Annotated in this window: 31 protein-coding genes; 1 reads left to right on the forward strand and 30 read right to left on the reverse strand. The window is 59.7% G+C overall.

Features of this window, described 5'->3' with window-relative positions:
- Positions 1–5: 5 nt before the first annotated feature.
- From nuoK to AC2FF8_RS03630, 27 genes are all read right to left on the reverse strand, one after another.
- On the reverse strand, positions 6–311 hold the full coding sequence (gene nuoK / locus AC2FF8_RS03500; RefSeq protein ID WP_005984024.1) for an NADH-quinone oxidoreductase subunit NuoK: 306 nt from the start codon (positions 309–311) through the stop codon (positions 6–8).
- Complete coding sequence (locus AC2FF8_RS03505; RefSeq protein ID WP_496878928.1) at positions 308–745, reverse strand: hypothetical protein; 438 nt, start codon at positions 743–745, stop codon at positions 308–310. Before AC2FF8_RS03505 ends, nuoK begins: the two co-directional genes overlap by 4 nt.
- Before the next feature lie 8 nt (positions 746–753).
- Complete coding sequence (locus AC2FF8_RS03510; RefSeq protein WP_496878929.1) at positions 754–1,356, reverse strand: NADH-quinone oxidoreductase subunit J; 603 nt, start codon at positions 1,354–1,356, stop codon at positions 754–756.
- Positions 1,353–1,763: a carboxymuconolactone decarboxylase family protein gene (locus AC2FF8_RS03515; protein ID WP_170545589.1), complete on the reverse strand. Its 411-nt coding sequence runs from the start codon at positions 1,761–1,763 to the stop codon at positions 1,353–1,355. The genes AC2FF8_RS03510 and AC2FF8_RS03515 overlap by 4 nt, the downstream gene beginning before the upstream one ends.
- Entirely contained in the window at positions 1,760–2,029 is a 270-nt protein-coding gene (locus AC2FF8_RS03520) for a hypothetical protein (protein ID WP_496878930.1), read from the reverse strand. The genes AC2FF8_RS03515 and AC2FF8_RS03520 overlap by 4 nt, the downstream gene beginning before the upstream one ends.
- Entirely contained in the window at positions 2,026–2,520 is a 495-nt protein-coding gene (gene nuoI / locus AC2FF8_RS03525; protein WP_496878931.1) for an NADH-quinone oxidoreductase subunit NuoI, read from the reverse strand. The genes AC2FF8_RS03520 and nuoI overlap by 4 nt, the downstream gene beginning before the upstream one ends.
- A gap of 1 nt (position 2,521) precedes the next feature.
- A complete protein-coding gene (gene nuoH / locus AC2FF8_RS03530) occupies positions 2,522–3,559 on the reverse strand; it encodes an NADH-quinone oxidoreductase subunit NuoH (protein ID WP_496878932.1) in 1,038 nt (345 codons plus the stop codon).
- A 207-nt stretch (positions 3,560–3,766) separates the two neighbouring features.
- Complete coding sequence (nuoG, locus tag AC2FF8_RS03535) at positions 3,767–5,788, reverse strand: NADH-quinone oxidoreductase subunit NuoG (protein ID WP_496871896.1); 2,022 nt, start codon at positions 5,786–5,788, stop codon at positions 3,767–3,769.
- A 5-nt stretch (positions 5,789–5,793) separates the two neighbouring features.
- Positions 5,794–6,198 (reverse strand): DUF5333 domain-containing protein, encoded by a 405-nt coding sequence (locus AC2FF8_RS03540; protein WP_170343786.1) that lies wholly within the window; start codon positions 6,196–6,198, stop codon positions 5,794–5,796.
- A gap of 98 nt (positions 6,199–6,296) precedes the next feature.
- Positions 6,297–6,647 (reverse strand): hypothetical protein, encoded by a 351-nt coding sequence (locus AC2FF8_RS03545; RefSeq protein WP_425078561.1) that lies wholly within the window; start codon positions 6,645–6,647, stop codon positions 6,297–6,299.
- A gap of 37 nt (positions 6,648–6,684) precedes the next feature.
- Positions 6,685–7,101: an MAPEG family protein gene (locus tag AC2FF8_RS03550; protein ID WP_257599037.1), complete on the reverse strand. Its 417-nt coding sequence runs from the start codon at positions 7,099–7,101 to the stop codon at positions 6,685–6,687.
- A gap of 5 nt (positions 7,102–7,106) precedes the next feature.
- Entirely contained in the window at positions 7,107–8,405 is a 1,299-nt protein-coding gene (gene nuoF, locus AC2FF8_RS03555) for an NADH-quinone oxidoreductase subunit NuoF (RefSeq protein WP_496878933.1), read from the reverse strand.
- A 12-nt stretch (positions 8,406–8,417) separates the two neighbouring features.
- Positions 8,418–8,639: a DUF5337 domain-containing protein gene (locus tag AC2FF8_RS03560; protein WP_171092174.1), complete on the reverse strand. Its 222-nt coding sequence runs from the start codon at positions 8,637–8,639 to the stop codon at positions 8,418–8,420.
- Between the two features lie 30 nt (positions 8,640–8,669).
- The gene (locus AC2FF8_RS03565; protein ID WP_425078563.1) at positions 8,670–9,809 is read right to left on the reverse strand and encodes an NADH-quinone oxidoreductase subunit E; all 1,140 of its coding nucleotides are present in this window, start codon (positions 9,807–9,809) and stop codon (positions 8,670–8,672) included.
- Positions 9,809–11,032 (reverse strand): NADH-quinone oxidoreductase subunit D, encoded by a 1,224-nt coding sequence (locus tag AC2FF8_RS03570; RefSeq protein ID WP_170343780.1) that lies wholly within the window; start codon positions 11,030–11,032, stop codon positions 9,809–9,811. Before AC2FF8_RS03570 ends, AC2FF8_RS03565 begins: the two co-directional genes overlap by 1 nt.
- A complete protein-coding gene (locus AC2FF8_RS03575) occupies positions 11,032–11,154 on the reverse strand; it encodes a hypothetical protein (RefSeq protein WP_480683959.1) in 123 nt (40 codons plus the stop codon). The genes AC2FF8_RS03570 and AC2FF8_RS03575 overlap by 1 nt, the downstream gene beginning before the upstream one ends.
- Before the next feature lies 1 nt (position 11,155).
- On the reverse strand, positions 11,156–11,329 hold the full coding sequence (locus AC2FF8_RS03580; RefSeq protein WP_496878934.1) for a hypothetical protein: 174 nt from the start codon (positions 11,327–11,329) through the stop codon (positions 11,156–11,158).
- Positions 11,329–11,934, reverse strand: coding sequence for an NADH-quinone oxidoreductase subunit C (locus AC2FF8_RS03585; RefSeq protein ID WP_170343779.1), 606 nt, complete (start codon positions 11,932–11,934; stop codon positions 11,329–11,331). The genes AC2FF8_RS03580 and AC2FF8_RS03585 overlap by 1 nt, the downstream gene beginning before the upstream one ends.
- Positions 11,935–11,945: 11 nt before the next feature.
- Positions 11,946–12,479 (reverse strand): NuoB/complex I 20 kDa subunit family protein, encoded by a 534-nt coding sequence (locus AC2FF8_RS03590; RefSeq protein WP_010442777.1) that lies wholly within the window; start codon positions 12,477–12,479, stop codon positions 11,946–11,948.
- Positions 12,470–12,835: an NADH-quinone oxidoreductase subunit A gene (locus AC2FF8_RS03595; RefSeq protein ID WP_050602775.1), complete on the reverse strand. Its 366-nt coding sequence runs from the start codon at positions 12,833–12,835 to the stop codon at positions 12,470–12,472. The genes AC2FF8_RS03590 and AC2FF8_RS03595 overlap by 10 nt, the downstream gene beginning before the upstream one ends.
- Positions 12,836–13,029: 194 nt before the next feature.
- Positions 13,030–13,812, reverse strand: coding sequence for a crotonase/enoyl-CoA hydratase family protein (locus tag AC2FF8_RS03600; protein WP_171167310.1), 783 nt, complete (start codon positions 13,810–13,812; stop codon positions 13,030–13,032).
- A 1-nt stretch (position 13,813) separates the two neighbouring features.
- Entirely contained in the window at positions 13,814–14,665 is an 852-nt protein-coding gene (locus AC2FF8_RS03605; RefSeq protein ID WP_170343776.1) for a hydroxymethylglutaryl-CoA lyase, read from the reverse strand.
- A gap of 78 nt (positions 14,666–14,743) precedes the next feature.
- Positions 14,744–16,678, reverse strand: coding sequence for an acetyl/propionyl/methylcrotonyl-CoA carboxylase subunit alpha (locus AC2FF8_RS03610; protein ID WP_496878935.1), 1,935 nt, complete (start codon positions 16,676–16,678; stop codon positions 14,744–14,746).
- 5 nt (positions 16,679–16,683) lie between these two features.
- Positions 16,684–17,109 carry an ASCH domain-containing protein gene (locus AC2FF8_RS03615; protein ID WP_170343774.1) on the reverse strand — a complete coding sequence of 142 codons (426 nt, stop codon included), beginning with the start codon at positions 17,107–17,109 and terminating at the stop codon, positions 16,684–16,686.
- A gap of 1 nt (position 17,110) precedes the next feature.
- Entirely contained in the window at positions 17,111–18,715 is a 1,605-nt protein-coding gene (locus AC2FF8_RS03620) for a carboxyl transferase domain-containing protein (protein ID WP_496878936.1), read from the reverse strand.
- Positions 18,712–19,188 (reverse strand): hypothetical protein, encoded by a 477-nt coding sequence (locus tag AC2FF8_RS03625; RefSeq protein ID WP_257599044.1) that lies wholly within the window; start codon positions 19,186–19,188, stop codon positions 18,712–18,714. Before AC2FF8_RS03625 ends, AC2FF8_RS03620 begins: the two co-directional genes overlap by 4 nt.
- The gene (locus AC2FF8_RS03630; RefSeq protein ID WP_496878937.1) at positions 19,185–20,711 is read right to left on the reverse strand and encodes an AMP-binding protein; all 1,527 of its coding nucleotides are present in this window, start codon (positions 20,709–20,711) and stop codon (positions 19,185–19,187) included. Before AC2FF8_RS03630 ends, AC2FF8_RS03625 begins: the two co-directional genes overlap by 4 nt.
- Before the next feature lie 136 nt (positions 20,712–20,847).
- On the opposite strand from AC2FF8_RS03630, the gene AC2FF8_RS03635 reads away from it, so the two are divergent.
- Entirely contained in the window at positions 20,848–21,450 is a 603-nt protein-coding gene (locus tag AC2FF8_RS03635; protein WP_257599046.1) for an OmpW/AlkL family protein, read from the forward strand.
- Between the two features lie 52 nt (positions 21,451–21,502).
- On the opposite strand, the gene AC2FF8_RS03640 is transcribed toward AC2FF8_RS03635, so the two are convergent.
- The 3 genes from AC2FF8_RS03640 to AC2FF8_RS03650 form a co-directional block, all read right to left on the reverse strand.
- On the reverse strand, positions 21,503–22,666 hold the full coding sequence (locus tag AC2FF8_RS03640; RefSeq protein WP_170343769.1) for an isovaleryl-CoA dehydrogenase: 1,164 nt from the start codon (positions 22,664–22,666) through the stop codon (positions 21,503–21,505).
- 163 nt (positions 22,667–22,829) lie between these two features.
- A complete protein-coding gene (locus AC2FF8_RS03645; RefSeq protein WP_496878938.1) occupies positions 22,830–24,020 on the reverse strand; it encodes a DegT/DnrJ/EryC1/StrS family aminotransferase in 1,191 nt (396 codons plus the stop codon).
- Positions 24,021–24,059: 39 nt separating this feature from the next.
- Positions 24,060–24,731, reverse strand: coding sequence for an HAD-IA family hydrolase (locus AC2FF8_RS03650; protein WP_496878939.1), 672 nt, complete (start codon positions 24,729–24,731; stop codon positions 24,060–24,062).
- Between the last annotated feature and the right edge of the window lie 94 nt (positions 24,732–24,825).

Consider the following 24,825-nt stretch of genomic DNA (forward strand, 5'->3'; position numbering starts at 1 on the left):
ATCCCTTACCCCTTCATCATATTGACGTCTTCAACCGCGATGGTGCCGCGGTTGCGGAAGAAGCAGACCAGAATGGCCAGACCAATCGCCGCCTCGGCCGCCGCAACGGTCAGCACGAACAGCGTAAACACCTGCCCGACCAGATCGCCGAGGAAACTGGAAAACGCCACGAGGTTGATATTCACCGCCAGCAGCATCAGTTCGATGCTCATCAGCAGGATGATGACGTTCTTGCGGTTCAGGAAGAGACCGAAGATGCCGATGACGAACAGCGTCGCCGCGACCGTAAGATAGTGTTCAAGTCCGATCATAGCTTCGCCTCGCCTTCATTTGAGACAGTTCCCATTTTGCAAAAATTCTCGGGATCAAGTGGCTCAGAGCGTACAATTGGTTCAGCACCGATAGCCTCAAGGTCGGAGATAATTTTTGTCAGCTTCGGAGGTGTGTCGAGATTGGCATATTCTTCTCTAAGCGCATCCACATAGGCCCTTAGATCAATCCACTGTCCGTCTGATCTCTGTCCGCTGATCCGAACATCCAAAGTTTCACCCGAGGTGCATGAAACGACCGTCCAAGACGCCCCTGGATTCGGACACCCCGCCTCGTCAACAAACCACCAATCGGCAATACCCGGGACTTCGACATCATACGATCCATCGAAGCCATGGCACGGCAACTCAAGCTGTGGAGCGTTGGTTCCCGCATGCACCGCCGCACCACAAATTACGAGAGAAGGAAGAAGCAATGTGTGTCTCACAACCCCTGCCCCGGTTTCACGTCCTTCAACTCCATCGCCTTGGCTGGGTCGCGCATCATCTGGCCGACGATGTCCTGACGCTTGATGTCCTGACGGTGGCGCAGGGTCAACACGATGGCTCCGATCATGGCGACCAGCAGGATCAGGCCCGCAAGCTGGAACAGAAGGAAGTATTGATCGTAAAGGATGACGCCAAGCGCCTCGGTGTTGTGGCGATCCACTGGCACCGGCTGTGCCAGGTTGGTCGCCGCACCTTGCGCGCTGTCCCATGCGCCGAAGGCCATGACAAACTGCATCAGGATCACCAGACCGATCAGCAGGGCCAGCGGCATATAGCGCGCCATCTCGGCCTTGAGCTCGGCAAAGTCTACGTCCAGCATCATCACCACAAACAGGAACAGCACCGCGACCGCGCCGACATAGACGATAATCAGCAGCATCGCCACGAACTCGGCCCCCAGCAACACGAACAGCCCCGCCGAGGACAGGAAAGACAGGATCAGCCACAGCACCGAGTGCACCGGCTGGCGGCTGATCACCGTGAACAGCCCGCCGGTGATGGCGCTGATGGCAAACAGGTAGAAGGCAAAGACGGTCATTGATCCTCATCCTCGTTGTCGCCCATGACCTCTTGCGCCAGATCCAGCGCGCGGGTCATGGCCGGGATGCCGGCAAAGACCGACATCTGACCGATCGTTTCCACGATCTCTTGTTTCTTGGCCCCGGCCTCAAGCGCGTGGCGCACAGTCTGCCGTACAGCCGAGTCCGCCTGAGCGCCCTGACAGGTCAGCCCGGCCAGCGTCAGCAGCAGGCGGGTCTTGGCATCCAGCCCGTCCTTGTTGACGGTATTGCCAAACATCATCTCCATGACCTCTTTGGGCATGGTCGGCCACAGCGCCTCGAACCCTTTGGGCGAGAAATTTTCCATCGCCGGGTTCATCGCCTTGGCCATGTCCTGAGCCTGCTTCATCATCAGCTCGAACGGGTTTGTCGGGCTGTCAGTCATGCCACGAACTCCAACCATCTAAATGAATAGAGAAGAGCGGAGATTCCAATAACTACCATGGACCAACCCAACACAGGATTTTTGATTTTAGTGATCGTTTTATAGGCAATGGCGAACCACCCAAAGAACGCCAGAACAACCGCATAGGGAGCGAATACCTGCACGAACGTTTTTTCCGGATCAATCCACCATTTGACTGTAGGAGCTCCAACAAATAGCAGGAGCAACCAGAAATGATCTCTAACAAGTGTCAGCTTCTTGCTCATCTGTACGGCGCGTCCATTTCCAGATTGCGGGCAATCTCGGCTTCCCAGCGCTCGCCGTTATCCAGCAGCTTTTCCTTGTCATAGAACAGCTCTTCCCGGGTTTCCGTTGCGAATTCGAAATTCGGGCCTTCGACGATGGCATCGACCGGGCAGGCCTCCTGGCAGAAACCGCAATAGATGCATTTGGTCATGTCGATGTCATAGCGTGTGGTGCGGCGGCTGCCGTCGTCGCGCGGTTCGGCGTCGATGGTGATGGCCTGCGCCGGGCAAATCGCCTCGCACAGTTTGCAGGCAATGCAACGTTCTTCGCCGTTAGGATAGCGACGCAGGGCATGTTCACCGCGAAACCGCGGCGACAGTGGGCCCTTTTCGTGCGGGTAGTTGAGGGTCGCCTTCGGCGCGAAGAAGTACTTCAACCCCAGTTTCATGCCGACCCAGAAGTCTTGCAGAAGGAAGTATTTGGCAGCGCGGGTATAGTCGATTTGGGTCATATCAGCCTCCTACGCTCCAACGCGCAAACGCGCCCCAGAACCAGTCGAATTTCGCCGCAAAGGCCACGAAAACCACCCAAGCCAGCGAGAACGGCAGGAAGACCTTCCAGCCCAGCCGCATCAGCTGGTCATAGCGGTAGCGGGGCGTGATCGCCTTGACCATTGCGAAGATGAAGAAGAAGAACGCCATCTTGGCAACCATCCAAAGCACGCCATCGGGCAGGCCCGGAATCGGCGACAGCCAGCCGCCGAAGAACAGCAGTGAAGTCAGCGCGCACATCAGGAAGATGGCGATGTATTCGCCTGCCATGAACAGCAGGAAAGGCGTGGCCGAGTATTCGACCTGGTAACCGGCGACCAGTTCCGATTCCGCCTCGGGCAGGTCAAACGGGGGTCGGTTGGTTTCGGCCAGGGCCGAGATGAAGAACAGGAACACCATCGGGAAATGCGGCAGCCAATACCAGCTGAAGAACCCGAACGGCCCATCCTGAGCGCGCACGATGTCACCGAAATTCATCGACCCGGTCGAGATGATCACGCCGATGATGATCAGGCCGATCGAAACCTCGTAGGAGATCATCTGCGCGGCCGAGCGCAGCGAGCCCAGGAACGGGTACTTTGAGTTCGACGCCCAACCGCCCATGATCACGCCATAAACCTCAAGAGAGGACACCGCGAATACATAGAGGATCGCGACGTTGATATCCGACAGAACCCAGCCATCGTTGAACGGGATCACCGCCCAGGCGATCATGGCCAGAACGAAGGATGTCAGCGGCGCGAGGATAAAGACCGTCCGGTCGGCGCCCGCGGGAATGACGACCTCTTTCACCACATATTTCAGGGCATCCGCCACCGATTGCAGCAGGCCGTAGACGCCAACCACGTTGGGGCCGCGGCGCATCTGGACAGCGGCCCAGATCTTGCGGTCTCCGTAAACAAGGAACAACAGTGAAATCATCACAAAGGCAACAACGGCAAGCACTTGCGCCAGAATGATGATGGCTATTCCGCCTGGGGTGTTAAAGAATTCAGCCATTGGTCCTCACACCGTGGGTATTCCGTTTTCCGCGCGCGATGCAAAGGCCAGAAGCCTGCGCAAACTGCGGCTGGGTCGGCGCGTTGGTGTAAACAGCATCTGCCGCCATTGCGCCACCCTTAATATTCGGTTTCACACGCAAACAAGGCGCGGCCAACTGCCGCCCGGCACCGGATGCGCCGATCTGCGATATGAAAAACGTCTGGGTCATTCCGCCGCGATCTTCTCGGATTTGCGGGCCTGTGCCAGTGCCGACAACTCGGCCATAAGCTGTGAAGCCCGTGCGATCGGGTTGGTCAGGTAGAAGTCCTTGATCGCATAGCGGAAAGTTGCGTTGCCCAAAGTACCGGCATCGAGAGCTTTCACGTCGTTCTCGATCACTTCGTCGATGCGGGCCAGATGCGGAACCGCCTCGATCAACGCCGTGCGCAACTGTGCCAGCGTGTCATACGGTAGCGTTGCGTTCAATTCGGCGGACAAGGCGCGCAGGATAGCCCAGTTTTCTTTCGCCTCACCCGGAGCAAACCCGGCCCGCATCGCCAGTTGCGGTCGGCCTTCGGTATTTACGAACAGGCCGTTTTCTTCGGTATAGGCCGCGCCTGGCAGGATCACATCCGCGCGGTGCGCGCCACGATCACCATGGCTGCCCTGATAGATCACAAAGGCGCCTTCGCCGATCTCGACCTCGTCCGCGCCTAGGTTATAGATCACATCCGCTGCGCTGATCGCGTCCATTCCGCCTTCGTTCGTGGCGTCCACATCCATCGCACCTACGCGCGATGCTGCGGTGTGCAAAACGATCAGACCGCTTTCTGTATTGGCCGCGATGGCTTGCGCAGCAGCCAGCACGGCGGCACCGTCCGCTTCCTGCAAAGCGCCCTGCCCGATGATGACCAACGAACGTTTGTTCCTGATCTCATCGTCGCCGCCCATGTCGATGACCTTTTGCAGGGCTGTTCGATCATCGCCAACATGGTGGTACTCATATGTCAGATCCACCGCAGGACCGACCAAAGCGACTTCGGCCCCATGCGCCCACGCCTTGCGAATGCGCGCGTTCAGGACAGGCGCTTCGTCACGTGGGTTGGTTCCGATCAGCAGGATCCGTTCCGCAGTATCGATGTCCTCAATCGCGGCGGTTCCGGCGTAAGCGCCTCGGTTGCCCGCCGGAAGCTTGGCACCATCGGTGCGGCATTCGACGACACCGCCCTGCCCTTCGATCATCTGTTTCAGCGCAAACGCTGCCTCGACCGGCACCAAATCGCCCACGATACCGGCAGGTTTCTCGGCGCCTTTCAGCGCCTCTGCGGCCCTGGTCAGCGCCTCGGGCCATGAGGCCGGGCGCAGCCTGCCGTTTTCACGGACATAGGGCTTGTCCAAACGCTGACGGCGCAGGCCATCCCAGACGAAACGGGTCTTGTCGCTGATCCATTCCTCGTTCACGCCGTCATGATTGCGCGGCAGGAACCGCATAACTTCACGGCCTTTGGTATCGACGCGTATGTTCGATCCCAACGCATCCATCACATCGATGCTTTCGGTTTTGGTCAACTCCCACGGACGCGCGGTGAAGGCATACGGCTTGGAGGTCAGCGCCCCGACCGGGCACAGATCGATGATGTTGCCCTGCAAGTTCGAATCCAGCGTCTGGTTGAGATACGAGGTGATCTCGGCATCCTCACCGCGACCGGTCTGACCCATCTGAGTTATCCCGGCAACTTCGGTGGTGAAGCGCACGCAGCGTGTGCAGCTGATGCAGCGGGTCATCGCCGTGCCCACAAGCGGGCCAAGATCCAGGTCATCGACTGCCCGCTTTGCTTCCTTGAAACGGGATCCGGACATGCCATACGCCATCGCCTGATCCTGAAGGTCGCATTCACCACCCTGATCGCAGATCGGGCAATCCAGAGGGTGGTTGATCAGCAGGAACTCCATCACGCCTTCGCGGGCCTTTTTGACCATGGGAGAGTTCGTCTTGACCTCCGGGGGTTGCCCTTCAGGCCCCGGACGCAGATCACGCACCTGCATCGCGCACGACGCCGCGGGTTTCGGCGGTCCGCCGACGACCTCGACCAGGCACATCCGGCAATTGCCAGCAATCGACAGACGCTCGTGATAACAAAAGCGCGGCACTTCGACCCCGGCTTGTTCACAAGCCTGGATCAGGGTCATCGCGCCATCGACTTCGATTTCCTGTCCGTCGATATTGATCTTGCGGAGGTCAGACATGGCTCTCAATTCGCCCTCAAATAAACGCCAATGGCGCTGTTTCTTTGGATTTCTTTCTGCCCCAGAGTGCAGAATGTGTTGGGGTTGTCATAGGTCACGCCATTCGAAGCCAGATACGCCTCGCCCTTGGCGCGCATCCGGTCTTTCTCGGTATCCGAGTCGACATATGAGCGGATTTCACTGTCCGAATACCCCAGTTTGTTCGCTTTGGAGCGCAGCCCCCACATCACACTGATCGCTTTCAATCGCCGCCCGCTGATCGAGGGGCAATATTCCGAAATTTCATTTGCGATGGCGATGTAATAGAGTTCGTCGTCGATCTCTTTGACATCCCTCAAGGGCGGCTTTGCTTCTGCGACGGCAGGAAACGTGATCAAGGCGGCCAGGGTGAGTGTCTTTGCAAAAGACATGGGTTTTCCTTTCGTTTTGGAAGTTCCAAAACGAACTGGTCCGGTCTTGCTAGGCAATAGCGGCCCGCGATCCATGTCGTGATATGCAAAACCGCGCGTCATGGCCGTTGGCATTTTCCCGCGAAGGTCAATTGATCATCACTGATGCGCAGGTTTTGCGGTTCGGTATCCGGCCCCACTTTCCAATCGATCCGCGAAGACCCGAAATTCTGCACACAGAACTTGGTCCCTTCATGACGCCCGGCTTCACGCGCGCCGTCCAAGGACGCAGACGCGCCTTTCACCACAACGGTAAAGTCCGTAGGCGATGCTTTCTTGTCGACCGGCTTCGCCTTCGCCTTGAACGACTTTCCATCGAACAGAAGACGATCTTCCGACGGCTTGATGATGCCGCAGGCGGACACGCTTGCCAGTGCCAGCAGGACTACAAGGGTTTTTGGGGCCGTCATACTATCCCTCTTAGTGTTCTCGTCTGCCGGGTCGCCATCAGAACGCCGCCACCAATGCCATAAGCCCAATCACCAACATGCAGGCCCAGCCCAATACATACAGCACGGACCGCAAGCCACTGTTTGGCTTACCTATGCCATTGATGTGCACCACCAGCATCACCAACCGCGCAACCAAAGCGACAGACGCCAGCAGATTGACCCAGAACGGGCTGACGCCCAGCAAAACCGCCGCGGTCACAACGGCCACAAACGCCGGAAGCGTTTCCGTTCCGTTCAGATAGGCCCGGTTCAGACGATAGGCCTTGTCAGAATAATCCTGCTCAGGGGTCGCCCCCGGCGCGAGGCCCTTGCCCTGCTTGGCCAAAGCTGAAAACGGGGCCAGGAACAGAACCACCAGTGTGAAAAGCACAACCGATGAAATCGCGTGGCTGTATTCTGCAAACATGTCCATCCCGTTCACTCCGCCGCCATCGCACCCAAACGGCCCGATTTCTGAGCCTTGATGCGGTCTTCGATTTCTTCTCGGAAATTGCGGATCAAGCCCTGAATCGGCCAGGCTGCCGCATCGCCAAGCGCGCAGATCGTGTGACCCTCGACCTGTTTTGTCACGTCAAACAGCATGTCGATCTCTTCCAGTTCAGCTTCGCCGCGCACCAGACGGTCCATGACCCGCATCATCCAGCCGGTGCCTTCGCGGCAGGGCGTGCACTGGCCGCAGCTTTCGTGTTTGTAGAATTTCGACAGGCGCCAGATCGCCTTGATGATGTCGGTTGACTTGTCCATCACGATCACCGCCGCCGTTCCAAGGCCGGAGCCCAGATCGTTGCGCAGATAATCGAAATCCATGATCGCATCGCGCATGTTCTCACCGCGCACACACGGAACCGAGGATCCACCGGGGATCACCGCCAGCAGATTGTCCCAGCCGCCGCGAATGCCGCCGCAATGGGTCTCGATCAGCTCCTCGAAGGAAATCGACATCGCCTCTTCCACGACGCAGGGGGAGTTCACATGGCCTGAAATTGCAAACAGCTTGGTGCCCGCGTTGTTCTGGCGACCGAAGCCAGCGAACCAATCCGCCCCACGACGCAGGATCGTGGGCACGACAGCGATGGATTCGACGTTGTTCACGGTCGTCGGGCAGCCATACAACCCCGCACCTGCGGGGAACGGCGGCTTCATCCGCGGCATGCCCTTTTTACCTTCGAGGCTTTCAATCAGCGCGGTTTCCTCACCACAGATATAGGCGCCTGCCCCGTGGTGCAGCAAGATATCGAAATCCCAGCCCGAACCGGCAGCGTTCTTGCCCAGCAGACCCGCGTCATAGGCCTCGTCAATCGCGGCCTGCAACGCCTCGCGTTCGCGGATGTACTCACCACGCAGGTAGATATAGCAGGTGTGGGCGTTCATGGCGAAAGACGCGATCAGGCAGCCCTCGATCAGCGTATGCGGATCATGGCGCATGATCTCGCGGTCTTTGCAGGTGCCGGGTTCGGATTCGTCCGCGTTGACCACCAGATAGGACGGGCGTCCGTCGCTTTCCTTGGGCATGAACGACCATTTCAGACCGGTTGGAAAGCCCGCGCCGCCGCGACCACGCAGGCCCGAGTCTTTCATCGTCTGGATAATCCAGTCGCGACCTTTTTCAATCAGGCCAGCAGTGCCGTCCCAATGCCCGCGGGCCTGCGCACCTTTCAGCGTGCGCTCATGCATCCCGTAGATGTTGGTAAAGATCCGGTCCTGATCCTTCAGCATCGCGTGTTACCTTCAGCTGTCCTGACGCATGCGCCAGAGTTGAAATATGTTGATCCCCGCATAGATGAACCCCGCCAGAGCAGCGAGATCAAACAGCAGAGCGTGCCGGGTCGTCAAACCCAGCGCGGGGCCAATGAACAGGTTCATCGCAAGCCAGATCAGCATGGTCACGGCGATGACCACCCCGATATGTCGGCCCTTGCGGGCTATGGCCTGTTCCTTGTCCTTGTCCATCTTTCCCTGATACCCCGGACGGGCATCCGTCTAGTCTTCGTACGTGCCCTCGGATTTGGCACGTTTGGCGAATTCGGTTTCCTCACCCGCCGCAAGCTTGGCCGCCTGCTCGATCCAATCATCGCGCTCGATCCGGCCCTTGAATTTCAAACGCGCATCGACCCAGGCCACCTGTTCCGGCGTCCAGGCAGCGATCTGGTCGTAGTGATAGAAACCCAGCTCGTTCAGCGTCTGCTCCAGCTTGGGACCGACGCCTTTCAACAGCTTCAGGTCATCTGCCTTGCCGTCGCGTGCAGCGGTCAGGGTCTCTGGCTGATCCTCTTTGACGTCCGCGGGTTTGGCTTCAACGTCTTTCGCAACTGGTTTGGCTTTCGCCTCGGCCGCTTGTTTCACAGCCGGTTTCGGAGCCTCAGGCGCCTTCGGAGGTTTCGCAGCAGCCGACGCACCCGCCTGCTTGCCATCCTTGCCAAGCCACGGTGTCAGGATCGGAACTTCGGTCCCGTCGATGCGCTTGACCGTGTCGCCCAGATCGGTCGCCAGTTCGACGCTTGCGTTGTATTTCGGCTTGCCGGCTTCATATTCGGACAGGCTGGAAAGCCCTTTCAACGGCTCGGCCGCGTAACGCCCGTTCTGAGGGCCGGGCGTCGGCACCTTGCCCGCCACCAGATCATCGAGGATCCTGCCAAAGCTCTCGGCGGTCAGATCCTCGTAGTAATCCTTGCCGATCTGCGCCATCGGCGCGTTGGTGCAGGACCCGAGGCATTCGACCTCTTCCCAGCTCAGCTTGCCATCGGCAGAAAGTTCATGCGGTTTCGCGGCGATCTTTTCCTTGCAGACCGCGATCAGGTCTTCTGCGCCGCAGATCATGCAGGACGTCGTACCGCAGACCTGAATATGCGCCACCGAGCCAACCGGTTGCAGTTGGAACATGAAATAGAAGGATGCGACCTCAAGCACACGGATATAGGCCATGCCCAGCATGTCGGCGACGGATTCAATTGCTGGACGGGATAGCCAGCCCTCTTGTTCCTGCGCACGCCACAGCAGCGGAATGACCGCGCTGGCCTGACGCCCTTCGGGGTATTTGGTGATCTGCGCTTCGGCCCATTGCCGGTTGGCAGCGGTGAAGGCGAAACTATCGGGTTGTTCGGGGTGAAGACGGCGGAGCATTAGCGGTCAATCTCTCCAAATACGACATCCATGGTGCCGATGATGGCGGCGACGTCGGCCAGTTGGTGGCCCTTGGCGACGTGGTCCATGGCTTGCAGGTGCAGGAAACCGGGTGCGCGCAGTTTGGCGCGGTAGGGTTTGTTGGTGCCGTCGGCAACCAGATAGACGCCGAACTCGCCCTTGGGGGCTTCGACGGCGGCGTAAACTTCGCCCGCGGGGACGTGGAAGCCTTCGGTGTATAGTTTGAAGTGATGGATCAGGCTCTCCATCGAGGTCTTCATATCGGATCGTTTCGGCGGGGTGATCTTGCCCCTTGCCAGAACGTCACCGGGGCAGTCGCGGATTTTGGCGATGGCCTGACGGATGATCAGCAGCGACTGGCGCATCTCTTCCATGCGGACGAGATAGCGGTCATAGCAGTCACCGTTCTTGCCGACGGGGATCTGAAATTCGAACTCGTCATAGCACTCATAGGGCTGCGCGCGGCGCAGGTCCCATGCAAGGCCCGAACCGCGCACCATCACACCAGAGAAGCCGTATTTCTGGATGTCATCCTCGGTCACGACGCCAATATCGGCGTTACGCTGTTTGAAGATGCGGTTTTCGGTCAGCAGACCATCAATATCGTCGAGAACGGCGGGGAATTCGTGGCTCCACGCCTCGATATCATCCAGCAGTTCGGGCGGAAGGTCCTGATGAACGCCACCGGGACGGAAGTACGCCGCGTGCAGGCGGGCACCACAGGCGCGCTCATAGAACACCATCAGCTTTTCACGCTCTTCAAAACCCCAGAGCGGCGGGGTCAGCGCGCCCACATCCATCGCCTGCGTGGTCACGTTCAGCAGGTGGTTCAGGATGCGCCCGATTTCGGAATACAGAACCCGGATCAGCGAGCCCCGGCGCGGCACTTCCACACCGGTCAGCTTTTCGATGGCCAGGCACCAGGCATGTTCCTGGTTCATCGGCGCCACGTAATCCAGACGGTCGAAATACGGAAGGTTCTGCAGATAGGTCCGGCTTTCCATCAACTTTTCGGTGCCACGGTGCAGCAGGCCGATATGCGGATCGCAACGCTCGACGATCTCCCCGTCCAACTCAAGCACAAGGCGCAGAACCCCGTGCGCCGCAGGGTGTTGCGGGCCGAAGTTAATGTTGAAATTGCGGATCTTCTGTTCTCCGCTCAGCGCGTCCGTGCTGCCGTCATCGTATCTTGAGCCGTCCATCAACGCCCTCGTTTCTTTTTCGCTTCGGCCCGAACCCGGACCTTTTCCGCCTCAAGCGCTTTGGCTGCGGCCCCCGCCAGCAGGACCCCCAACGCGCCCAGAATGATCAACTCACCCATCATCTCAGCGGCGCTCCAACTCTTGCAGTTTCAGCCCGACCCACCACAGCAGGGCGATCGTGCCAAAGGGAACCAGACACAGCAGGCACCAGTTTTTGTTGATCCCGAAGAACGGCAAAATCTTCACCATCGGAATGATGGTCAGCGCAGACAGGATCAACCACCAGATGCCACCCATTATTCTGTCCCCTGTTTCTCATCCCCCGGCAGAATGTAGTTCGCACCCTCCCACGGGGACATGAAATCGAACTGACGGTATTCCTGCACCAGGCTGACGGGTTCGTAGACCACGCGTTTCTGCGCCTCGTCATAGCGGACCTCGGTATAACCTGTAGTCGGGAAATCCTTGCGCAGCGGATACCCGCGGAACCCATAGTCGGTCAGGATGCGGCGCAGGTCCGGATGGCCCGAGAACAGGATGCCGAACATGTCGAACACCTCACGCTCGAACCAGTTGGCCGAGGGATGCACGTCAACGATCGACGGTACCATGTCTTCTTCACGGATCGAGACCCGCAGCCGGATACGCTGGTTTTGGTACATCGACAGGAAGTGATACACCACATCGAACCTTTTGGCGCGTTCGGGGTAATCCACGCCGGTGATATCCACCAGCGTCGAAAACTGGCAGCTGCGATCAGATTTCAGGAATTCGACGAATTCCACAAGATTCGACGGAGCCACGTCCACGTTCAGTTCGCCGTGGGTCACGTCCCATGACAGGACGCAATCAGTCCGTTTCAGCTCCAACTGCGTGCCGAGTTCCTTGAGTTCTTCGCTCATCAGATCTCTCCTCAGCGGACAATTGTGCCGGTACGGCGGATTTTGCGTTGCAACTGCATCAGCCCGTAAAGCAATGCCTCAGCAGTCGGAGGGCAGCCGGGCACGTAGATGTCCACCGGAACAACCCGGTCACAGCCACGCACGACGGAATAGGAATAGTGGTAATACCCACCGCCATTCGCGCAGGACCCCATCGAGATCACATAGCGCGGCTCGGGCATCTGATCATACACCTTCCGCAACGCCGGGGCCATCTTGTTGGTCAGTGTTCCCGCCACGATCATCACATCAGACTGGCGCGGGGACGCCCGGGGTGCGATGCCGAACCGTTCCGCATCATAACGTGGCATCGAGGTGTGCATCATTTCGACCGCGCAGCAGGCCAGGCCAAAAGTCATCCAGTGCAACGAGCCAGTGCGCGCCCAGTTGATGATGTCTTCGGTCGAGGTCAGCAGAAAACCTTTGTCCTGCAACTCGGCGTTCAGGGCCTGGGTGGCGACCTCCTTGTCGACACCGGCAGTGTTGGCACCCGTCATCACTCCCATTCCAAGGCCCCTTTCTTCCATTCATAGGCAAAGCCGATGGTCAGAACGCCCAGGAACACCATCATGGACCAGAACCCGACATCGCTGATGTCCTTGAAGCCCACGGCCCAGGGAAACAGGAAGGCAATTTCAAGATCGAAGATGATGAATAGAATCGAGACCAGATAGAATCGGACGTCGAATTTCATCCGCGCATCGTCGAAGGCATTGAAACCACATTCATATGCGCTGACCTTTTCGGGGTCGGGATTGCGGACGGCCAGTACGACGGCGGCCAGGATCAAGACGATCCCAAGGCCCACGGCAACGGCCAGAAACACCAGAATCGGGAGGTACTCCCGCAGCAGGTCTTCCACGAATAGCTCCTTTCCTGCGCACGCATCTTGTCGGGTGCGCCGTCAATTGGCGTGTTGACTGGACATTCTCTATCCCTGCGGGGTCAGAGGGTCAACCGAACACAGCCCCCTTCGCGATCAAACCTGCGCTTGACAGCGCGGCATAGAATCGCAGCACCGGCGTTTGGCATTGGCGTGGCGGACCCTGGTAAAACCTACTTATTCCATGCAGGTTTTCGTTTTTCAAAAAACGCCGCGATCCCTTCGCGTGCCTCTTGCGTTTCCCAGCGTTCGACCAGTTCGCCTATGGTCTGATCGATCGCGGCATCGTCGATGCGCGGACCCAGAGCGCGTACCAGCGCCTTGGCAGAGGCAACCGCCCCGGGCGCGCAAGACAAATAGGGGCGAATTTCGTCCTCAACCGCGTCCAAAAGCCGATCTGCCGAAACGGTTTTCGCCAGCAGGCCCAGATCAACGGCCTCGGACGCATCGAACAAACGGGCAGACATGAACACCCGGCGCGCGCGGGCTTCGCCCATGCGGGCGATGACATAGGGGCCAATTGTTGCAGGGATCAGCCCCAGGCGCGTTTCGGTCAGCCCCATCTTCAGACTGTCGACCCCGATCGCCACATCGCACACGGCCGCCATGCCTACCCCGCCCCCAAAGGCATTGCCCTGCAACGCCCCGATCAGAGGCTTCGGCATCGTGTTCAGAGCCTGCAACATCTCGGCCAGCTTGCGCGCCTCGACAAAACGCGTCTTTTTGTCGGCTGCCATCTGGTCCTGCATCCACCCCAGATCGCCGCCGGCACAGAACGTCTTGCCCGCCGCGGCCAGAACGACCGCCCGGACCGCGTCATCCTGACCAAGTTGCGATGCGGCCTCGGTCAATTCCGTGATCATCTGCCCCGACATGGCATTGTGTTTTTCCGGCCGGTTCAGGGTGAGCGTCGCGACACCACGCATATCCGTCGAGATCGTGATCGTTTCAAACATGTCAGCCCCTCAAAGCCCTGGCCATCTGCGCGGCCTCTTCAATGACGTCGATATCCAGCCCGGTTTCGTATCCCAGCCGCTGCAAATGTGCCGCAACGTCCTCGGTGGCCACGTTTCCGGCCGCACCCGGTGCGTAGGGGCAACCGCCCAACCCGCCCACGGCCGCGTCGAACACCCGAACGCCCAGCGCCAATGCCGCATCGATATTGTCGATCGCGCGCCCGTTGGTGTCATGGAAATGCCCCGCCAGCCGCGTCACCGGAACCCTTTCGCGCACCGCCAGAAGCATATGCGCGACCTTGTCCGGAGTTCCCTGCCCAATCGTGTCGCCCAGCGAAACCTCGTAACAGCCCAGCGCAAAAAGCCGATCAGCAACCTCAGCAACTTTTTCCGGCGGCGTCGGACCGTCATACGGGCAATCCGTCACGCATGAGACATAGCCACGAACCGGCAGATCGATATGGCGCGCCGCCTCCAGAATCGGCGTGAACCGCTCGATCGACTCGGCGATGGAGGCATTGATATTGGCTTTCGAGAATCCTTCGGAGGCCGAGGCGAACACGGCAATCTCGTCCGCCTTGGCTGCCAGCGCGTCACCATAGCCATGCATGTTCGGCGTCAGCGCGGCATAGCGCACCCCATCCACTCGGGTGATTCCGCCCAGCACCTGAGCCGATCCCGCCATCTGCGGCACCCATTTCGGGGACACGAAGCTTGCAACTTCGATCCGGCGAAACCCCGCACGGCTGAGACAGTCGATCAAGGCGATCTTGTCCGCGACCGGTATTTCGCGCTTTTCGTTTTGCAGCCCGTCGCGCGGCCCGACCTCGTAGATTTCGACCAGCTCACCCATGTCCGCCCCTCTTCTGGATTGTTGTCGTTTCAAGCAAAGATCGTCTGACCTTGGCACGCCGCGTTGCGCGGGTACAGGTCAAGCTTCTTCCTCCAACCTCACCAGGGCAGCCCCGGCTTCGACCTGCGAACCATCCTCGACCAGCACTTCGGCAACGATCCCGTCCCGCGCCGCAAGCAGCGAATGCTCCATCTTCATCGCTTCCAAAATGGCCAGACGATCGCCTTTCTGCACGGTTTGTCCCGCTGTGGCAAAGACGGCCTTGACCAGACCGGGCATAGGCGCCTCGATCACATTGGTGTCGCCGGTCGCGCTGGCATCCCGGTCCAGCGGGTCGATGACGTCGAAGCTCTGACCGTAATCGGTGAAAACCGTCAGGGTCCCGTTATGTGCGGCAACGCGAGGCATCGGCGCGCCGTTCAACTTCCAGCGCCCGGCGGTGCGTTCCGCAACGACGCGGTTTTCGCCAATCTGCCAAATCTGGCGATCCGACCCGTCGACCTGCACGTCCAGATCCAGCACCTCGTCACGGCGGGACAATTGCACGGCGCGATGCAGCGGCGCCCACAGCGAAAACCCGGTTTCCGGATCGAGATCCACCAGGTCCAGTGCCGACATCGCCGCCGCAACCGCGGTAACATCCGACGGCTCGGCTTCCTGTACCAACGTTTCAAGGTCCCGCCCGATCAGACCCGTATCGACATCGCCCGAGGCAAATCCTTTGTGACGCGTCAACGCACCGAGAAAAGCCAGATTGGTAACGGTACCCGCAACTTCAGTCTGTTGCAGCACCCGGTTCAACGTCTCAAGTGCAACGGCACGTGTCGAACCATGCACCACCACCTTGGCGATCATGGGGTCGTACCACGGGCTGATCGTGTCCCCGGCGCGAACGCCGCTATCGGCGCGACAATTGGCTGGGAAAACCAGATGAGTCAGCGTTCCCGTCGCGGGCAGGAACCCTTTCGGAACGTCCTCGGCGTAAAGCCGGGCCTCAAACGCATGGCCCGAGATCGCAAGATCATCCTGCTTCTTGGGAAGGCTCTCGCCTGCGGCCACGCGAAGCTGCCACTCGACCAGATCGATCCCCGTGATGGCCTCTGTCACCGGGTGCTCCACCTGAAGGCGCGTGTTCATTTCCATGAACCAGAACCTGTCGGGGCGCAGCCCGTCAGAGGCATCGACGATGAACTCGACCGTGCCCGCGCCCTTATAGCCGATCGCCTCGGCGGCGCGCACGCCGGCCTGACCCATGGCCTCGCGCATCTCAGACGTCATGCCCGGGGCGGGGGCTTCTTCGATCACCTTCTGATGGCGGCGCTGCAACGAGCAGTCGCGTTCGAACAGATGCACGGCATGAGTACCATCGCCGAACACCTGCACTTCGATATGGCGGGGTTTGGTCACGAATTTTTCGACCAGTACGGCATCATTGCCGAAGGCGGTCCGGGCCTCGCCCCGCGCGCTGTCGAGCGCGGTCGCGAAATCCTCAGGGCGTTCAACAAGGCGCATCCCCTTGCCGCCGCCGCCCGCAACGGCCTTGATCAGAACCGGATAGCCGATCGCATCCGCCGCACCGGCCAGATGCTCGGGGTCCTGATTGTCGCCGTGATAGCCGGGTACGACCGGAACGCCGGCCTTCTCCATCAGAACCTTCGCCGCGTCCTTGAGGCCCATCTTGCGGATCGCATCCGCCGAAGGGCCGATGAACGTCAGCCCCGCCGCCTGCACGGCATCCACGAAACCGGGGTTCTCGGACAGAAAGCCATACCCCGGATGGATCGCCTGTGCACCGGTATCCAGCGCGGCCTGAATGATGACGTCGCCCTTCAAATAGCTGTCCGCCGGGGCGGGGCCGCCAATATGAACCGCCTCGTCCGCCATCTGAACGTGTTTGGCCGCCGCGTCCGCATCGGAATAGACAGCAACGCAGGACACGCCCATGGACTGGGCCGTTTCCATGACCCGGCAGGCGATCTCGCCCCGGTTGGCAATCAGGATTTTGTTGAACATGTCTTTCACCCTTCCACTGCCAGATCTTCGACGAGACGGAACCGTTCGCACACGAGTTTCATCTCAGGATCAAAGCCGCCGTTTCGTTGGAAATAACGGCGATGATCTTCCCGCCATCCTTCAAGCGTTTCATTCTCACCTTCAGCCAAAGCGAATTCCTCGGTCACATCACAATAGCGCTGGATCGAGACACCGACGGTTTCAATGACCAAAGCCGGTGTGTCATCCCAGTTCAGCGCAATATCGCGTCGACCGGGCTTCGGCATTTCAGGGCTGCCGTCCGGATAGTTGCCGAGCGCATCGCAGGTCGCTGTTTTACGGCCAGAACGGACCAAAGCCAGAAGCTCTGCACTCAGCACCGGGTTGTCGCCGAATTTGAAGGTTTGCGCACCTGGATAGCGGGCCATAAGGTCTTTCAAAGTCACGCTCATTTTACATCCTGAACACGCCGAAGCGTGTCTCCTCGATCGGAGCGTTCAGCGCGGCGTTCAACGACAGCGCCAGCACGTCGCGGCTTTTGCGTGGGTCGATGATGCCGTCATCCCACAGACGGGCCGAGGCATAGAGCGGATGCGACTGTTCCTCGAACATATCCAGCGTCGGGCGTTTGAACTCGGCCTCTTCTTCGGCCGACCAAGTTCCACCCTGCCGTTCTATCCCGTCGCGTTTGACGGTGGCCAGAACGCCAGCGGCCTGCTCTCCACCCATTACCGAAATCCGCGAGTTCGGCCAGGTCCACAGGAATCGCGGCTGATAGGCGCGACCGGCCATGCCATAGTTTCCAGCACCAAACGAGCCGCCGACCAGCATCGTGATCTTGGGCACCGAGGTGGTCGCCACCGCCGTCACCATCTTGGCCCCGTGCCGCGCAATACCTTCGTTTTCGTATTTCCTGCCGACCATGAACCCGGTGATGTTTTGCAGGAACACAAGCGGGATTTTGCGTTGCGAACACAGCTCGACGAAATGGGCGCCCTTCTGCGCCGCCTCGGAAAACAGCACGCCGTTATTGGCAATAATGCCAACCGGACAGCCTTTGACATGGGCAAAGCCGGTCACCAGTGTTTCCCCGAAACGGGGCTTGAATTCGTCAAAGCGCGAGCCATCGACCAGACGCGCAATCACCTCACGGATGTCATAGGGCGTGCGCAGATCCGCGGGAACAACGCCCAGAATTTCCTCGGGGTCATAGGCCGGGTCCTCGGGGCTGGCCCAATCGACCGTCTGCGGTGTGCGCAGGTTCAGCGAGCCCACAGCCCGTCGCGCCAAGGCCAGCGCGTGGGCGTCATCCTCGGCCAGATAATCCGCCACGCCGGACAGGCGGGTGTGCACGTCGCCGCCGCCCAGATCTTCGGCGCTGACCACTTCTCCGGTCGCGGCCTTGACCAGAGGCGGCCCGGCCAGAAAGATGGTGCCCTGTTCCTTGACGATGATCGTCACATCCGACATCGCCGGCACATAGGCGCCACCGGCCGTGCAGGAGCCCATGACCACAGCGATCTGAGGGATACCCTTCGCGCTCATCCGCGCCTGGTTGTAGAAAATGCGGCCAAAGTGGTCGCGGTCGGGGAAAACCTCATCCTGATTGGGCAGGTTCGCGCCACCGCTGTCCACCAGATAGATGCAGGGCAGATGGTTTTCCTCGGCGATCTCCTGCGCGCGCAGGTGCTTCTTGACGGTCATCGGATAGTAAGTGCCGCCCTTCACGGTGGCGTCATTGCACACCACCATGACCTCGCGCCCCTGCACCCGGCCAATGCCCGCGATGACGCCGGCACAAGGCGCGGCATCGCCATACATCCCATGCGCCGCCGTCGCCCCGATTTCAAGTAACGGAGACCCCGGGTCCAGCAAATTCGCCACCCTGCGCCGAGGCAACATCTTGCCACGGGATTCATGCCGCGCGCGGGATTTCTCGCCACCGCCCATGCGGGCGGCTTCGGCAGCAGCAGAGATTTGCGCCAGCGCGTCGAGATGGGCGGTGCGGTTTTGTTTGAAGCCCTCGGAGGCGGGCATGGCTTTGGATGTGAGTTTCATTCTTCGTCTGATCCTCTAGGCGCATTTGACAATCGTTCAAGATCTCTGGCGGCGCTCCATCGCACTATGATATTGAAAGTTTCACACATAAATTCTGTCATTTGAGAACAGTCTGGATCGAATTCGTCATTTCTGAATTTCTCCAAACGACGCGGGTAAGACCATTTCTCAAAGCCGCTCAAACCTGCCACTTGATCAGGCAAGCCCTCTGCGATTTCTTTGGTTTTTGCCAGAAGATGAGCGTTCAATTTCTCAATACAAACGCGCCTTTCCACGGGCGGATGTCCAAGTTCGCAGTAGTCATATGCCGAAGACATACATCGAGTATCCATTTCGTTAGCTATGAGGGTGCCGGACAGCGCTGTGCAACCGTCAAACCAAGTAGGGACATCCAGCGTTTCTATCGTTTCCTCAGCAGCTAGCGGAGCGGTAGCACCAAAGGTCAATACACACAGTGTCAGCAGTCGCTTCATTCATGTACCTCCCCCGCCGCCCGCGCCTTCAATTCCTTCCGGATCACCTTCCCCGTCACCGTCATCGGCAACTCCTCCAGAAACGCCACCTCGCGCGGATAGGAATACTGCGCCAGACGGTCCTTGACCCACTCCTGTAACTCGGCCTCCAAAGCCTCGGCTCCCGGTTTCAGCACGACATAGGCCTTCACGATCTCGGTTCGCAAAGGATCAGGCTTTCCGACCACACCTACCGTTGCCACCGCCGGGTGGGTCAGCAGGCAGTCCTCAATCTCAGCCGGGCCGATCCGGTATCCGGCGGAGGTAATCACGTCGTCATCACGACCGACAAAGCGCAGATAGTCGCCCTCCCACACGCCGCGATCGCCGGTGATCAGCCAGTCACCCCGGAACTTCTCAGCCGTCGCTTGCGGATTGTTCCAGTATTCCAGCAGCATCGAGGCCGAGCCGCGCCGGATGGCGACATCGCCTTCCTCGCTGGTCGGGTTGCCGTCATAGTCGATAACCGCGACTTCATGCCCGGGCACCGGCTTGCCGATGCAGCCGGGTTGAACGGGGAAATCCTCGGCGCAGGAGGATACGACCATATTGCATTCGGTCTGGCCGTAGAACTCGTTGATCGTCAGGCCAAACGCTTGCTGTCCCCAGGCCAGCATCTCGGCCCCCAGCGGCTCGCCGCCGGACGCCACCGAGCGCAGCCCGGGGATCGCCTGATCCGAAGCCTTGAGCATCCGCAGCGCTGTTGGTGGGAAGAAGACATTCCGCACCCCGCCCCGCGCAATGATCTCGGCGCAGGCTTCGGGAGAGAACTTCTCAAGCCGTGCCGCGACAACCGGGATGCCCAGCGCAAGGCCCGGCATCAGCACATCGAACAACCCACCGATCCACGCCCAATCCGCCGGGGTCCACAGGCAGTCTCCGTCGCGCAGGTGATTGTGGCTGATCGAGACGCCCGGCAAATGCCCGGTCAGAACCCGGTGCCCGTGCAGTGCGCCTTTCGGGCTGCCGGTTGTACCAGAGGTGTAGATCAATACGGCAGGATCCTCGGGCCCGGTCGCGGCATAGGGCAGAGCAGGACCCGCCACGCCAATTTCGGATGCGATCAGAGGTTCAGCCAGATCGCCCAGCAAATCCACCCCTTCGGCATCGGTCAGCACAATCTGAACGCCTGCATCGCCCGCCCGCGATCGCAGCGCATCCTGCTTGAACAACTTGAACAAGGGCACCGAAATCGCGCCGATCTTCCAGATCGCCAAATGAGCTGCCGCACACCAGGGAGACTGGCTCAGCAGCACTCCGACCCGATCACCGGGCTGGACGCGGGCCAGCAGGGCGCGGGCGATCCCATCAGCCATCTGTGCCAGTTGCCCATAGGTTATCAGCCGCCGCCCTGATCCGGTCAGATCAACAAGCGCCACCTGTTCACCCGGATGGTTCAGACATTGCTGCGCCATGTTCAGCCGGTCCGGTATGTCCCAGCCTCGTCCTGAGAGCAAACCCGGTATGCGCTCAGCGTGCAGCAACGCGAATTCCCCTTGTTTTCCTGATGCTTCGCGACCTGACCTTGGGCGGACACATCACGCAAACTTGATGCAGATCAGAGTGGCCGGACACCGCCTTTGCAAAACCAAGAGCATCAACATAACCAAAGGCAAGAATATGACAAAGAAACTCGCCGCTTTGACACTGTCTACCGCGTTGGTCGCACTGGCGGCTCCGGCTTTGGCCCAGTCGCAAGGGGATTGGACGCTGGGTATCGGTGTTGGCTATCTGGATCCGAAATCCGACAACGGTACGCTGGCCGGTGCGGCAGCGACGATCGACGCGGACACCCGCCCGATCTTCACCGCAGAGTACTTTATTCGCGACAACCTGGGTATCGAGCTTCTGGCGGCGACCCCGTTCAAACACACCGTTTCCCTTGGCGGTACGGACGCGGCCACGGTCAAGCACCTGCCGCCCACCCTGTCGCTGAACTATCACTTCCCGACCAACAGCGCCTGGAAACCCTATGTCGGCGCCGGTCTCAACTATACGATCTTCTTCGACGAGCAATCGCCCCTGGGCAATATCAAGGTCGATGACTCCTTCGGCGTCTCGTTGCAGGCCGGTCTGGATTACATGGTCACCGACAACGGGGCGATCCGCCTGAACGTGCGCTGGTTCGACATCGACTCGGACGTCTCGCTCAACGGCGCCCCCATCGGCACCGCGGAAATCGATCCCTGGCTGGTCGGTGTTTCCTACGTCCATCGGTTCTGATCCCGTTTCCAAAACGCCCTGCGGTTTCCTCGTCCGCAGGGCGTTCTTTCTTTCAGAGCATTTCATTCATCATTTCGCGGCCGATCAGCATCCGGCGAATCTCGCTGGTGCCTGCGCCGATTTCCATCAACTTGGCATCCCGGAAAATCCGGCTGACCGGCGCATCCGACAGGAAGCCCGCCCCGCCCAGCGCCTGAACCGCCTGATGGGCCTGAACCATCGCCTGTTCCGACGCGTAAAGGCAGCACGCCGCCGCATCCTGCCGGGTCACGTCACCGCGGTCACAGGCTTTGGCGACTTCATAGACATAGGCCCGCGCCGAGTTCATCGCGGTGTACATGTCGGCAATCTTGCCTTGCATCAACTGAAAGCTACCGATGGGTTTGCCGAACTGCTTGCGCTCAGCCACATAAGGCATCACTTCGTCCAGGCAAGCGGCCATGATGCCGGTCCCGATGCCTGCCAGTACGACACGTTCATAATCCAGCCCGGACATGAGCACGGCAACACCCTTGCCCTCTTCGCCCAACACGTTCTCGAACGGCACCTCGACGTCTTCAAAGATAAGCTCAGCCGTGTTCGACCCGCGCATACCCAACTTGTCGAAATGGGGCGAGGTCGAAAAACCCTTCATCTCTTTTTCGATCAGGAATGCGGTAATGCCCTTCGATCCGGCATCGGGGTCCGTCTTGGCATAAACCACCAGAGTATCCGCGTCCGGCCCGTTGGTGATCCAGTATTTATTGCCGTTCAAGCGGTAATGATCGTTCCGCTTTTCGGCGCGCAGCTTCATCGACACCACATCCGAGCCGGCCGAGGGCTCTGACATGGCCAGCGCCCCTACATGCTCACCGGAAACCAGGCGCGGCAGGTATTTCTGCTTCTGCTCTTCATTGCCGTTCAGCTTGATCTGGTTCACGCACAGGTTGGAATGCGCCCCGTATGACAAGGAAACCGAGGCCGACGCACGCGCAACCTCTTCCACGGCGATCGTATGCGCCAGATAAGACATGCCTGCACCGCCGTACTCTTCCGGCACGGTGACACCCAACAGACCAAGCTCTCCCATTTCTTTCCACAGCTCGTTCGGAAAGGCATTCGTGGCGTCGATCTCGGCCGCCATCGGCTTGACACGCTCCTGCGCCCAGCGATGCACCATCTCGCGCAGGGCATTCACATCCTCACCCAGATCAAACTTCATCGTGGCCATGAACATCTGCGTCTTCCCTCCGCTTTAATGAACAAGTGTTCAATAAATCTCTAGCAGCGAATCTGCTGCCGGTCAATCTTTGTGACAGCGCGTCCGAAACGGAAAACGCCGCCCCAAAAGGGCGGCGTTTCAAAAGATCGAGCGTGCGCCGCAGGCGCACTCCGCTTGGTCAAGACTGATAAACCGCGCTCACTTCGGCCCGGATGATCCGTGCGATCAATCGACAATCCTCCAGGGAAAACGTCAAAGGCACGCGCATATCCATCACGCCGGCCAGAACGCGGTCACTTTCCGGCATCCGCTCGCTTTCAAAATACCGCCAACTGTCATAGCGCGACGTGAAACCTGTCGGTTCGGCACCGCCGAACCACTTCAGCTCAACCCCACGCGCCGCGCAACGGCTGATGACTTCGGCTATCCGTTCAGGCGACCAATCCAGCAGCAGGAACTGAATCGAAGACCCGACATAGGTTTCCGCCTCGGGCCGCTCGACGATCGTCAGACCCGGAGTGCCGCGCAACCCGGTTTCGATCTCGCGATAGCGCTCGTTCCACCGGGCCACCTGCCGGTCAAGATCCCGCAATTGCGGGCGCAGGATCGCCGCGCGCAAATTGTCCATCCGGCCCGAGACGTTGGGCGTGGTATATTTGATCCGTTCGAACACGTCCGGCCCCGGCGCCGCAAGATGGCGTTCATACAACATGTAGGATCCCGACAACATCGTGGCCTTGGCCGCCAGTTCCTCGTCATCGGTGACCAGCAAGCCCCCTTCGCCCGAATTGACATGCTTGTAGGTCTGACAGGAATAACACCCGATCGCGCCCTGCCGCCCCGACAACTGACCGCGCCAGGCTGCACCCATCGTGTGCGCGCAATCCTCGATCACGATCACCCCGGCTGCGTCACACATCTGCATCAGCCGGTCCATATCACACAGATGTCCGCGCATATGGCTGAGCATCAACACACGCGCCTGATCCAGCTTGGCCTCAAGATCATCCAGATCAATGGTCAGGTCTTCCGTCACTCCGACAAAAATTGCCCGCCCTCCGACCGAGGCAATCGACCCCGGGACCGGCGCCAGCGTAAACGCATTTGTCAAAACCGGGTCACCGGGCTGCACGCCAACCGCACGCAGGGCCGTGGCCAGAGCGTAACCGCCAGACGAAACCGCCAGACAGTATTTTGCCCCCATCTGCGCCGCAAATTCCTGCTCCAGCAGGGCTGTTTCCCCCAACTCTCCGGGGACGACATTGTAACGATGCAGACGCCCATGGCGCAGAACGGCCAATGCCGCTTCGATTGCATCTTCCGGAAGGGGTTCCTGCTGCGTAAAGCTGCCAGAGAATATGTCGGTCATGATCTTGTTCTGAGGCTCCGAAAGGGTCCGGTCAAGGTTTCAGGCTGCCGCACCGATCAGATCAGGCACGAGGTCGGGCAAATCATCAAAATGATGCAGCAGGGCGTCGGGTTCCAAAGCCGCCATGTCATCCCCCGATGGTCCGAAGGTAACCAGCACCGAAGGAACGCCCGCCGCCCTGGCGGTGTTGCGGTCGGTATCCGAATCTCCGACCAGCACGCAACAGTCCGGATCGCCCCCGGCACGACGCGCAGCTTCCCGCAGCGGCGCCGGGTCCGGTTTACGGACCGGCAGCGTATCGGCCCCGACCAAAGATGCAAAACGGTCCCGCACCCCCATGCGCGTCAGCAACAATTCTGCCAGATGTTCCGGTTTGTTCGTGCAAATGCCCACACCGTAACCCGCGTCACTCAGCATCTCGACCGCCTGTAGTGCACCGGGGTAGAAACTGGTGTGGGTGTCGATGTCCCGAGCATAAGCTTCAAGCAGAACCGGATAGTAGGCCTGGACCGTATCCTCGTCATAGGCCCCGACACGTTTCAACCCGTGGGTCAGCATCATGCGTCCGCCTCGCAGCGCTATACCTGAATCTGCACCGTGGACCAGGACATCCCCGTGCCCCATCTCGCGGAAACAATGGTTCGCGGCAGCCAGCAAATCGCCGGATGTATCCGCCAAAGTACCATCCAGATCGAAGATGACGGTGCGCATTTCGCCCCCTTGCTCGGCAGGTTTTCGCCGTGTCCTGTTTCAATCGGCAATCTTGTTTGATGGCCGAACGGCTTGCGCCTTTGACCTCAGCGGA

It is taken from the genome of Ruegeria sp. YTSA144 (assembly GCF_059610125.1).

Bases quoted from the DNA above. Each gene is read 5' to 3' on its own strand.
- nuoK (WP_005984024.1), bottom strand. From the start codon at position 311: ATGATCGGACTTGAACACTATCTTACGGTCGCGGCGACGCTGTTCGTC.
- AC2FF8_RS03510 (WP_496878929.1), bottom strand. From the start codon at position 1,356: ATGACCGTCTTTGCCTTCTACCTGTTTGCCATCAGCGCCATCACCGGC.
- AC2FF8_RS03515 (WP_170545589.1), bottom strand. From the start codon at position 1,763: ATGACTGACAGCCCGACAAACCCGTTCGAGCTGATGATGAAGCAGGCT.
- AC2FF8_RS03520 (WP_496878930.1), bottom strand. From the start codon at position 2,029: ATGAGCAAGAAGCTGACACTTGTTAGAGATCATTTCTGGTTGCTCCTG.
- nuoI (WP_496878931.1), bottom strand. From the start codon at position 2,520: ATGACCCAAATCGACTATACCCGCGCTGCCAAATACTTCCTTCTGCAA.
- nuoH (WP_496878932.1), bottom strand. From the start codon at position 3,559: ATGGCTGAATTCTTTAACACCCCAGGCGGAATAGCCATCATCATTCTG.
- nuoG (WP_496871896.1), bottom strand. From the start codon at position 5,788: ATGTCTGACCTCCGCAAGATCAATATCGACGGACAGGAAATCGAAGTC.
- AC2FF8_RS03540 (WP_170343786.1), bottom strand. From the start codon at position 6,198: ATGTCTTTTGCAAAGACACTCACCCTGGCCGCCTTGATCACGTTTCCT.
- AC2FF8_RS03545 (WP_425078561.1), bottom strand. From the start codon at position 6,647: ATGACGGCCCCAAAAACCCTTGTAGTCCTGCTGGCACTGGCAAGCGTG.
- AC2FF8_RS03550 (WP_257599037.1), bottom strand. From the start codon at position 7,101: ATGGACATGTTTGCAGAATACAGCCACGCGATTTCATCGGTTGTGCTT.
- nuoF (WP_496878933.1), bottom strand. From the start codon at position 8,405: ATGCTGAAGGATCAGGACCGGATCTTTACCAACATCTACGGGATGCAT.
- AC2FF8_RS03560 (WP_171092174.1), bottom strand. From the start codon at position 8,639: ATGGACAAGGACAAGGAACAGGCCATAGCCCGCAAGGGCCGACATATC.
- AC2FF8_RS03565 (WP_425078563.1), bottom strand. From the start codon at position 9,809: ATGCTCCGCCGTCTTCACCCCGAACAACCCGATAGTTTCGCCTTCACC.
- AC2FF8_RS03570 (WP_170343780.1), bottom strand. From the start codon at position 11,032: ATGGACGGCTCAAGATACGATGACGGCAGCACGGACGCGCTGAGCGGA.
- AC2FF8_RS03575 (WP_480683959.1), bottom strand. From the start codon at position 11,154: ATGATGGGTGAGTTGATCATTCTGGGCGCGTTGGGGGTCCTGCTGGCG.
- AC2FF8_RS03580 (WP_496878934.1), bottom strand. From the start codon at position 11,329: ATGGGTGGCATCTGGTGGTTGATCCTGTCTGCGCTGACCATCATTCCG.
- AC2FF8_RS03585 (WP_170343779.1), bottom strand. From the start codon at position 11,934: ATGAGCGAAGAACTCAAGGAACTCGGCACGCAGTTGGAGCTGAAACGG.
- AC2FF8_RS03590 (WP_010442777.1), bottom strand. From the start codon at position 12,479: ATGGGAGTGATGACGGGTGCCAACACTGCCGGTGTCGACAAGGAGGTC.
- AC2FF8_RS03600 (WP_171167310.1), bottom strand. From the start codon at position 13,812: ATGTTTGAAACGATCACGATCTCGACGGATATGCGTGGTGTCGCGACG.
- AC2FF8_RS03605 (WP_170343776.1), bottom strand. From the start codon at position 14,665: ATGGGTGAGCTGGTCGAAATCTACGAGGTCGGGCCGCGCGACGGGCTG.
- AC2FF8_RS03610 (WP_496878935.1), bottom strand. From the start codon at position 16,678: ATGTTCAACAAAATCCTGATTGCCAACCGGGGCGAGATCGCCTGCCGG.
- AC2FF8_RS03615 (WP_170343774.1), bottom strand. From the start codon at position 17,109: ATGAGCGTGACTTTGAAAGACCTTATGGCCCGCTATCCAGGTGCGCAA.
- AC2FF8_RS03620 (WP_496878936.1), bottom strand. From the start codon at position 18,715: ATGAAACTCACATCCAAAGCCATGCCCGCCTCCGAGGGCTTCAAACAA.
- AC2FF8_RS03625 (WP_257599044.1), bottom strand. From the start codon at position 19,188: ATGAAGCGACTGCTGACACTGTGTGTATTGACCTTTGGTGCTACCGCT.
- AC2FF8_RS03635 (WP_257599046.1), top strand. From the start codon at position 20,848: ATGACAAAGAAACTCGCCGCTTTGACACTGTCTACCGCGTTGGTCGCA.
- AC2FF8_RS03640 (WP_170343769.1), bottom strand. From the start codon at position 22,666: ATGTTCATGGCCACGATGAAGTTTGATCTGGGTGAGGATGTGAATGCC.
- AC2FF8_RS03645 (WP_496878938.1), bottom strand. From the start codon at position 24,020: ATGACCGACATATTCTCTGGCAGCTTTACGCAGCAGGAACCCCTTCCG.
- AC2FF8_RS03650 (WP_496878939.1), bottom strand. From the start codon at position 24,731: ATGCGCACCGTCATCTTCGATCTGGATGGTACTTTGGCGGATACATCC.